Below are 9,564 nucleotides of genomic sequence, written 5' to 3' on the forward strand. Positions count from 1 at the left end.
GGACGGGTGGGGAGCCGGGGTGCGACGAGTGCGCATGGCTGTCCTCCTGGGCAAAGGGTCGAGACTGCGGAGATGTCCGCTGCAGACGGTCTATCGGCAGGACCGCAGCGCCCGTGAGAGGTGCAGGCGGTGGAAATCACGTCGAGAGACTCGCCTCGTCGCCGCTGGGCCGGCTGTGCAGCTACCGGCTGCGCAGCTGGTGCGGCCTGCGCGACCGGGCAGGCGCAGCGGGGTTGCGCGGCAGCGCAGACACCAGAGCCCCCGACCGTCGGACGGTCGAGGGCTCTGGAGATGGAGCTGGAGGACTCAGCCCGCGAGGGAGGCGAAACGTCGGCGACCGGCGAGCAGGAGCGCACCCGAGCCGAGCAGCACGCTGACGAGCAGCACGGTCGAGCCGAGCTCGGCACCTGTCGAGGCGAGCGGAGCAGCGACAGCCGGGACTGCTGCTGCGACGGGTGCCGCCGCGACGGGCGTCACGACCGGCACGGCGACCGGGACGGTGACGATCGGGGCCGTCACGACCGGAGCCGCGGTGACGGTGACCGGGATCTCCGCGGTGCGCAGCGAGGTGGCGCCTGTCGCGCGGACGTGGTGCTCGCCGGCGGGAGCACCCGCCGGGATCGCGACGACGAGGGTCGCGACACCGTTCGCGTCGGCGAAAGCGGTCCCGAGGAAGATCGGGTCGGAGTGCAGGTAGAAGCTGACCGTCTCCCCGGGGAGGAAGTCACGGGCGACCAGGGTGATGGTCCCGCCCACGGGCAGGGTCGAGGTCGAGCCGGACAGGTCCGGCGCGGGCGCTGCCGGCGGTGTGACGACGGGCGGGGTGACGACCGGCGCGGTGACCGTGGTCGGCGCGTAGCCGTAGCCCACCTCGAAGTACTGGTCACCGGCGTAGGAGGCCTCGACCTCGTAGGTGCCCGGTGCCACGCCGTCGAAGACGACGCTCGCGGTCCCGTCGACGAGGGTCACCTTCTGACGCGGTCCACCCTTGCCGAGCGTGATGGCGACGGTGCCGGACGGGGTCGCGACACTCGTGGCGCCCATGGAGGTCTCGTGCATGCCGGGCTCGACCTTCACCGTGACCGGGACCTGCGTGCCGGTGATCGCGAGGGGGACGCCGACCGTGACGGCGGATGCGTTCTTGACCGGTGTGGTGGGGATCGGCGGGTCGACGATCATGTCGCGGTACGCGCTGCCGCCGTCACCGTAGTTCTCGTCGCCCGAGTAGATCGCGATGACGTCCTCGTAGACGCCGGGGGCGAGGTCGGGGAGCTGGAGGACGGCTGTGCTGTTGACGAGCTGGACCTTGCCCAAGATCGCACCCTCGCTGTACCTGAAGGTGATCGTCCCGGTCGGGGCCGGGAAGTCGGGTGCCTGCACGACGGCTGCGTGCAGCGTGGTCTGCGGTGCGCGGACGCGGTCGGGGATCGCGGCGGTGACGATCGACGTCGTCTTGACCCAGACGTTCTTGGTCTCGGTCGAGGACTTGTAGAGCTCGGTGCCGGAGTACGTGGCGGTCACGGCCCAGCTGCCGGGCCCCGGGTTGGGGATGTCCGTGACCGCGTAGCCATTGCTCTGGAGCGGGACCGGGGAGCCGACGGCCTGCCCGCGCAGTGAGAACTGGACAGACCCGCCCTGCGCGATGCCCGCTGTGCCGACGACCTTGGCCTCGACGCTGATCGGGTTGCGAGGTTCGACGGCGGCCGGGAAGAAGCGGATCGCGGTCGTGGTGTCCTCGACGACGAGGGGTGCCGGCTCGACGTCGACGTACGTCGGGAACTGGATCGAGCCGCCCTCAGCGAGCTCGCAGGTGACCATGAGCTCCTGGTCTCCGACCGCGTCGAAGACCACCGTCGCGGAGTAGTTCTTGGTGCCGTCGTTGCTCCGGGCGAAGACCGCCTCGCCGTGACGTCCACCGGTGATCTCCCAGATCGCGCCGACCGACGGGAGCATCTCGTCGTCCGGGCACGTGATGAGGATGGGGAGGTCCTTGCCGACGACGACAGGACTGTCGTAGGCGACCTGTCCGCCCCATGGCTCGGCCGCGGCCGGCAGCGCCGTGGCGGCGAGCGTGCCGAGGGCGAGCGGCGCGGCGAGGAGCGCGGCGACGAGGCCGCGGAGTCGGGTGGCACGGGGCCGGGACGTGTGGGGAGCCGGGGTGCGACGTGTGCGCATGGCTGTCCTCCTGGGACAAGGGCCGAAGCGGCGGAGACGTCCGCTGCTGACGGTCTATCGGCAGGACCGCTGCACCCGTGAGAGGTGCCGGCGGTGGAATCTCATATCCGGAGACGCCAGAGCCCCCGACCGTCGGACGGTCGAGGGCTCTGGAGATGGAGCGGGAGGGTTCAGCCCGCGAGCGCACCGAACCTGCGTCGCCCGACGACCAGGAGCACGCCCGACCCGAGCAGCACGCTGACGAGCAGCGCGGTCGACCCGAGCTCGGCGCCGGTCGACGCGAGCGGAGCCGCAGGCACGACCACGGCCACGACCGGGGCTGCGGCGACGGGCACCGTCACGACAGGTGCCGTGACGACCGGCGGGGTGACGACCGTGACGTCCGCGATGACCGTCACCGGGATCTGGGCCGTCCGCAGGGAGGTCATCCCGGTGGCCTCGACGTGGTGCTCACCGGCCGGGACCCCGGCGGGCAGGGCGACGACCAGCGTCGCGACGCCGTCGGCGTCGGCCTCGGCGGTGCCGAGGACGACCGGGTCAGAGTGCAGGACGAACTCGACGGTCTCGCCGGGCAGGAACCCGCGCGCGACGAGCGTGATCTTCTCGCCAGGCGCGAGCGTCGTGGTCGACCCGGTCAGGTCCGGCGTCGGAGTGACCGGGGGTGTGACGACCGGAGCCTCGACGACTGTGGGGGTGACGTCGGAGGCCGCCCAGTAGAAGTCGTCGCCCGAGTAGGACGCCTCGGCCTCGTAGGTGCCAGGAGCCGGCGCGTCCACGGTGAAGGTCGCGACGCCGTCGACGAGCGTCGCCGTGTACGGCGTCCCTCCCTTGACGAACCTCACGGTGACAGTGCCTGTCGGGGTCGACGGGACCGGGCTCGCGGCCGTCACGTCGGCGAGGGTCCAGATGACCTCACCGGTGACGGCGACCGACACCTCGACCTTCGGCGTCGAGATCTTCGCCGGGACGGTGAGCGTCACGGTCGGGGTCGCCTTGAAGGTCTCCTGGGGGCGCTGGATGACCGTGAGCTTCTGGCCCTCGGTGCTCGACCCGGCGAACGTCCCGACGCCGGCGTAGGTGGCCGCGACCTTGTACTCGCCTGCTGCCTGCCACGGGAAGGGCAGGCTCGCGGTCCCGTCCGTGCCGAGGCCGACGGGGCTGCCGACGTCCTGGCCCTCGAACGAGAACTGGACGGTCCCGATGGTCACTGGAGCGCCATCTGTCGTGGTGACAGTTGCGGTCGCCATGATGGGGTCCCCGGAGTAGACCGGCGTGGGCGAGAACTTCAGCGTGGTCGTGGTCTGCTGCGCGACAGGCGGCTGGACGACGGTGAGGCCCCGGACCGTGGATGCCTTGCTCGTGTAGTCGTCGTCTCCTGAGTACACGGCGAAGATCTCGTAGTCGCGGGGGAGGAGCAGCCCAGGGATCGAGAGGGTCGCGTGCCCGTCGACGAGGACCGCCTGGCCGAGGGAGACCTCCTGGTCGGTGAAGAACGTCACCGACCCGGTCGGGGTGCCGAAGCCTGAGGATGCCGTCGCGGTGGCGGAGAGCACGACGTCGGCGGAGGCGGCGGAGGCGGGGACGCTGAGGTCGACGCCCGGGACAGCCTTGACCCAGGCGGTCTCCACTGAGGACGAGGAGGCCAGGGTGCCGGAGCCGGAGTACTCGGCCAAGATCTCGTGCGAGCCGGTGCCCAGGCCAGGGATCACAGCCATCGTCGTGCCGGCACCGTCGAGCTCGGAGGTGCCCGCGAGCTGGTTGCCGTCGACGGAGAACTGCACGGTCCCCTCGGTCGCGGGGCCGTCGACCGTGGTGACGGTCACCGTGGCGTAGACCGCGGAGCCAGGGTTGACCCGTGCGGGGTCGAGGGTCATGACGGTCGACGTGGCCTGCTTCTGCCTCGTGACGTCGACGAGCATGGCGTAGGTCTCGATGTCGGTCTGATCGGAGGAGTAGTCGCAGGTCAGCCCGAGCGTCCACCGGACGTCAGGTACCTGGAACACCACGTCAGCGGTGAAGGAGAAGGTGCCGCTGCCCGGCGAGGCGGGCTCGGCCGAGCCGCTGCTCTGCCCTGACGCGTCCCAGCGAGCCTCTACCAGGGGCCGTTCGGGGGAGTCCTCGCACGTGAAGGTCGCTGGTCCGGGGACCCCGGCGTAGGCGTCCAGGCTGTGCACGATGTGGATCAGCGGCTCACCTGCTGAGGCGGGCAGCGCCGTGGCGGCGAGCGTCCCGAGCGCGAGAGGGAGGGCGAGGGCGGCGGCCGCGAGACGGCGCAGGCCCTCGGTTCGCCGACGGGACGGGTGGGTCGCCTGGGTGCGACGAGTGCGCATGGCTGTCCTCCTGGGACATGGGCCGAGGCTGCGGAGACGTCCGCTGCTACCCGTCTATCGGCACGGGCGCTCGCGGTCTGCAGGTTCCACGGGACTGGTGTCACCCTGTGGACTTTGATACGGTCCAACTGGTCCTACCAGTTGGACCAGTGGTCTCGTCGGGCAGCGAGGTCCGCAGCACCACGTCAGACGACCGACACCACGACCGCCGGGGCAGCACCCCAGAGCTCCACCCCAGAACGCCACCACCAGAGCACGAGGCCCCGCGACGCTGCGGGCCAGAGAGCGACGAGGATGACGATGTCCCTGATCCGCCCCGCCACCGGCACGACCGGCGGTCCGCGCAGCGTGAGCGGCGGGCGCCCGAGCGAGCCGCTCACAGGCCCCGCGCTCACGAGCGCCCCGCTGTCCCGCAGGTCTTTCGGCAAGCTGCTCGTGGCTGCCGCCGGCACTGCCGCGCTCACAGCCTGCTCACCCCGCAGCGGCACCCCGAGCCCTGACGCACCCCTGCGCGTCATGGCCATCAACCACGTCTGGTCGCAGGCGATCTCGGCGTACTTCCCCGAGTTCGAGGACATGATCGGCCGCCGCGTCTCCATGCAGATGCTCACCGCCGACCAGCTGTCCAACTCCTACAACGTCAAGCTCAACGCCTCGGCGACGGACATCGACGTGATGATGGTCCGCGCGCTCCAAGAGCAGCTGCTCTTCGCCCGGAACGGCTGGATGGCCGACCTCACCGACCGGGTCGCCGACACCGCCTTCGCCTGGGACGACTTCCAGCAGGCGCCGCGCGACCGCTCGATCACCCGCGGGAACGTCCTCAGCGTCCCGGTCGTCACCGAGCGTCCTGCGCTCTACTACCGCAAGGACCTCGTCGAGGGCCTCGGCGGGGCGCCGCAGACCCTCGACGACCTGCTCGCCATGTCCCTCGAGCTCGCCGACCGCGACAACGGCCAGTTCGGCTTCGTCGGTCGCGGGCAGCGCGCGGGTGCGGTGAGCCAGTGGTCGAGCTTCCTCTACTCCTTCGGCGGCGACTTCACCCTCGACGACGGGGCGTCAGGCATCGGCACGCCCGAGGCCGTCGCGGCCTACGAGTACTACGGCCGGCTGCTGCACGAGGCCGGTCCGCCCGGAGCCACCAACATGAGCCTCGAGCAGGCCATGCCGATCTTCGCGCAGGGCAAGGCCGCCTTCTACGTCGACGCCGACGCGATCTACTCGAACTTCCTCGACCCGTCGATCTCCACGGTCCAGGAGACCGTCGGCTTCGCGCCCTTCCCGGCCGGCCCGGCAGGCTCGAGGCCGCACAACATCCCGTCGTGGAGCATCGGCGTCAACGCGTTCTCGCGGATGCAGGACGACGCGTGGGCCTTCGTGCAGTGGGCCTCGAGCCCGGAGATGGTCGCCCGGCTCCAGGCCGAGGGCATCCCCGGCGCACGCCAGTCGGCGTGGTCGGACCCCGAGACCCTCGCTTCCTTCCCGCCCGAGCTCGCCGAGACCATGCGGATCAACGCCGAGAACGGCATCGGCCACGACCGCCCCGAGGTCATCCAGGTCGGGCGCGCCCGCGACATCGTCGGCCGTCCGCTCGTCGCCGGGATCCTCGGCGAGGACGTCGGGCCCGTCGCGGCCGACGCCGACGCGGAGTTCCGCGACTTCCTCGACCGTGACAACCGTCAGCAGGAGTTCTGATGAGCCGCAGCACGACGGACGCCCCGTCGATCCCCGACACCACCCCTGCCCCGATCGCGAGCACCGGGCGCAGCCCGCGGGGGCCCAAGGCCCCGCGCACCTTCGAGCAGGCGAACCGCCGGCTCAAGTGGCTCATGCTCTCCCCGGCGCTCGCCTTCGTCGGCCTGATGATCGTGTTCCCGCTGATCTTCACCGTGAACCTCAGCTTCACCGACGCCTTCGGTGCCGTGAACGCCGACAACCGGTACATCGGCCTGCAGAACTACGCCGACGCGCTGACCGACGCCCGGCGGTTCTGGCCCGCAGCCTGGCGCACCGTGATCTTCACCGTCGTGGCGGTGACCCTCGAGGTGGTCCTCGGGCTCGCCCTCGCGATGCTCATGCGCAAGGCCTTCCGCGGCATGCGCGTGGTCCGCACGGTCCTCATGATCCCGCTGCTCGCGACGCCTGTGGCGATCGGCATCCTCTGGCTGCTGATCCTCGACCCGACCAACGGGATCGCGAACCACCTGCTGGGCTTCGTCGGCATCCCGCCGCAGGAGTTCCTCGGCTCGGTCAGCCAGTCGCTGCCCACCCTCATGCTCATCGACGTGTGGCAGTGGACGCCCATGATGACCCTGCTGCTGCTCGCCGGGCTCACCACCCTGCCCGAAGAGCCTGAAGAGGCCGCCCGCGTCGACGGGGCGACAGCCTGGCAGCGGTTCCGGCACATCATCCTGCCGATGCTGTGGACCACGCTGCTCACGGCGCTCGTGCTGCGCGCGGTCGACGCCCTCAAGACCTTCGACATCCTCTACGCCACCAAGGGCGCCGGGGGTGGCTCGAGCTTCGAGGTCGAGACCCTCAACGTCTACGCCTACGGCCTGACCTTCGACTACCAGGAGTACGGCCTCGCCTCGGCGGTCCTCGTCCTGTTCACCCTGTTCATCATCGGTGTCGTCGTCCTGCTGCGGCTCCGCTCCGGAAGGAAGTCCGCATGAGCACCGTCGCCACGCGAGCTGCCGGGTCACCCGGGCCTGCGGCCACCACCCGCCCGCCCGTCGTCCTGCGCCCACCGCGCCGTTCCCCGTGGGGGTGGCTCCGGGCGCTCGCGATCACCGTCGTCTCGCTGATCTTCGCGATGCCCGTCGTGTGGATGATCGCCGCGGCCCTCAAGACGAACGTCCAGGTGACAGACCCGAGCGTCGGCCTGATCTTCTCCCCGACGCTCGAGAACTTCCGCAGCATCCTCGCCGACGGCGAGATCCTGCGGTCGATGGGCAACTCGCTCATCGTCGGCGTCGCGTCGACAGCGCTCTCCGTGGTCATCGCGGTACCGGCAGCCTGGGCCGTCGGACGCTTCTCGATGCAGCGGACCGGGTCGGTCGTGCTCGTCGCGCGCATCGTGCCGGCCGTCTCGCTGCTCGTGCCCTGGTACTACCTCTTCGCGCAGGTGGGCCTCGTCGGCACCTACACGGTGCTGATCCTCAGCCACATGTTCGTCTCGGTGCCGCTGATCTTGTGGATCATGATCGGGTTCTTCGAGGGGCTCCCGGTCGAGCTCGAAGAGGCTGCCCGGACCGACGGCCTCACGGCCTTCGGGGCCTTCTGGCGGATCGCCCTGCCGCTCGCGGCCCCGGGCACGGCGACGGCCTCGGTCCTCGCCTTCATCTTCAGCTGGAACAACTTCATGTTCGCGCTGATCCTCGCCGACGAGAACACCAAGACCATGCCCGTGACGCTGTTCAGCTTCATCTCGTACGCGAGCACCGACTGGGGTGGTCTGATGGCCGCAGCAGCCCTGATGACCGTGCCGGTGGTCCTCGCCGCGGTCTTCGGGCAGAAGTACCTCGTCGCCGGGCTCACCGCCGGAGCGACGAAGGGCTGAGCCCGGCTCGACCACGCAGCACCGCACCACTCGCCACACACCACAGGAAGAGCGCAGAACCTCATGAAGATCGTCGACGCCCAGGTCATCGTCACCAACCCCGGACGCAACTTCGTCACCCTGAAGATCACCACCGACACCGGGTACACAGGGCTCGGGGACGCGACGCTCAACGGCCGCGAGCTGTCTGTCGTGTCGTACCTGCGGGACCACGTGGCACCGTTGCTCATCGGCACAGACCCACACCGCATCGAAGACACCTGGCAGCTCCTCTACCGCGGTGCGTACTGGCGTCGCGGCCCGGTGACGATGGCCGCCATCGCCGCGGTCGACGTCGCGCTGTGGGACATCAAGGCCAAGGTCGCGGGCCTGCCGCTCTACCAGCTGCTCGGCGGCGCGAGCCGTGACCGCGTCCGCACCTACGGCCACGCCAACGGCGCCGACCTGCCCGAGCTCTTCGACTCGGTCCGCGCGCGTCTCGCCGAGGGCTACACGGCCGTCCGCATCCAGACGGGCGTCCCCGGGCTCAAGACCGTCTACGGCGTGCACCAGGGCACCGCGATCGCCGAGGCCGACGGGGTCGCGGGTGCCCCGCGCCTCGACCAGACGGCTCGACCCGTCGTCGAGGACTGGGACACCCGCGCCTACCTGCGGCACATCCCGACGGTCTTCGAGGCCGTCCGCAACGAGTTCGGTCCCGAGATCCCGCTGCTGCACGACGCCCACCACCGCCTCACGCCGATCGAGGCGGCGCGCCTGGGCAAGTCCCTCGAGCCCTACGACCTCTTCTGGCTCGAAGACTGCACGCCCGCCGAGAACCAGGACGCGCTGCGCCTCGTCCGCGAGCACACGACCACCCCGCTCGCGATCGGCGAGGTGTTCAACACGGTCTTCGACTACCAGACCCTCGTGGGCGAGCAGCTCATCGACTACGTGCGCTCGGCCGTGACGCACTTCGGCGGGGTGTCGCCGCTGCGCAAGCTCTTCGACTACGCCGCGCAGCACAACATCAAGAGTGCGATCCACGGACCCGAGGACATCTCGCCCGTGGGCATGGCCGCGGCGATCCACCTCGACCTCGCGATCCACAACTTCGGCATCCAGGAGTACTCGGGGTACACCGACCGGACGCACGAGGTGTTCCAGCACGCCTTCACCTTCACCGACGGTCACCTGCACCCGGGCGAGACGGCCGGCATCGGCGTCGAGCTCGACGAGGAGATGGCCGCGGGCCACCCCTACGCCCCGGCGTACCTCCCGGTGAACCGCCTCGCCGACGGGACCGTCCACGACTGGTGACGTGACGGCGGGTCCGCTCGCCCGACCGCGAGGTCGCCCGCCTGGCCGCGAGGTCGTACGGACACGCCAGAAGACCGGGTCGAGAGCTGAGATCTGGCGTGTCCGTACGACCTCGTGCCTCGGGGTACGACCTCGTGCCGGACGGTGAGACCTCGTGCCGTCCCGATCCGGGGGGAGTCGTGCGGGGGGCTTGGGCGG

The 9,564-nt window shown here is 70.5% G+C and carries 6 protein-coding genes; 4 read left to right on the forward strand and 2 right to left on the reverse strand.

Translation table 11 applies throughout. The annotated features are described in order from the left end of the window. Positions 1–306: 306 nt before the first annotated feature. Positions 307–2,175: an Ig-like domain-containing protein gene (locus HZZ10_RS18445; protein ID WP_179914631.1), complete on the reverse strand. Its 1,869-nt coding sequence runs from the start codon at positions 2,173–2,175 to the stop codon at positions 307–309. Between the two features lie 170 nt (positions 2,176–2,345). Further along, the gene (locus HZZ10_RS18450) at positions 2,346–4,505 is read right to left on the reverse strand and encodes an Ig-like domain-containing protein (protein WP_179914632.1); all 2,160 of its coding nucleotides are present in this window, start codon (positions 4,503–4,505) and stop codon (positions 2,346–2,348) included. Positions 4,506–4,805: 300 nt separating this feature from the next. Between HZZ10_RS18450 and HZZ10_RS18455 the strand changes: the two genes are divergently transcribed. From HZZ10_RS18455 to manD, 4 genes are all read left to right on the forward strand, one after another. Next, positions 4,806–6,200 (forward strand): ABC transporter substrate-binding protein, encoded by a 1,395-nt coding sequence (locus tag HZZ10_RS18455; protein WP_218928955.1) that lies wholly within the window; start codon positions 4,806–4,808, stop codon positions 6,198–6,200. After that, a complete protein-coding gene (locus HZZ10_RS18460) occupies positions 6,200–7,180 on the forward strand; it encodes a carbohydrate ABC transporter permease (RefSeq protein WP_056135570.1) in 981 nt (326 codons plus the stop codon). Before HZZ10_RS18455 ends, HZZ10_RS18460 begins: the two co-directional genes overlap by 1 nt. After that, positions 7,177–8,067, forward strand: a complete 891-nt coding sequence (locus HZZ10_RS18465) for a carbohydrate ABC transporter permease (protein ID WP_056135574.1) — start codon at positions 7,177–7,179, stop codon at positions 8,065–8,067. Before HZZ10_RS18460 ends, HZZ10_RS18465 begins: the two co-directional genes overlap by 4 nt. 63 nt (positions 8,068–8,130) lie before the next feature. Next, positions 8,131–9,366, forward strand: a complete 1,236-nt coding sequence (manD, locus tag HZZ10_RS18470; RefSeq protein WP_056135576.1) for a D-mannonate dehydratase ManD — start codon at positions 8,131–8,133, stop codon at positions 9,364–9,366. Positions 9,367–9,564 lie beyond the last annotated feature (198 nt).

The sequence above is a fragment of the Sanguibacter inulinus genome (assembly GCF_013415325.1).
GTDB classification, from domain to species: domain Bacteria; phylum Actinomycetota; class Actinomycetes; order Actinomycetales; family Cellulomonadaceae; genus Sanguibacter; species Sanguibacter inulinus.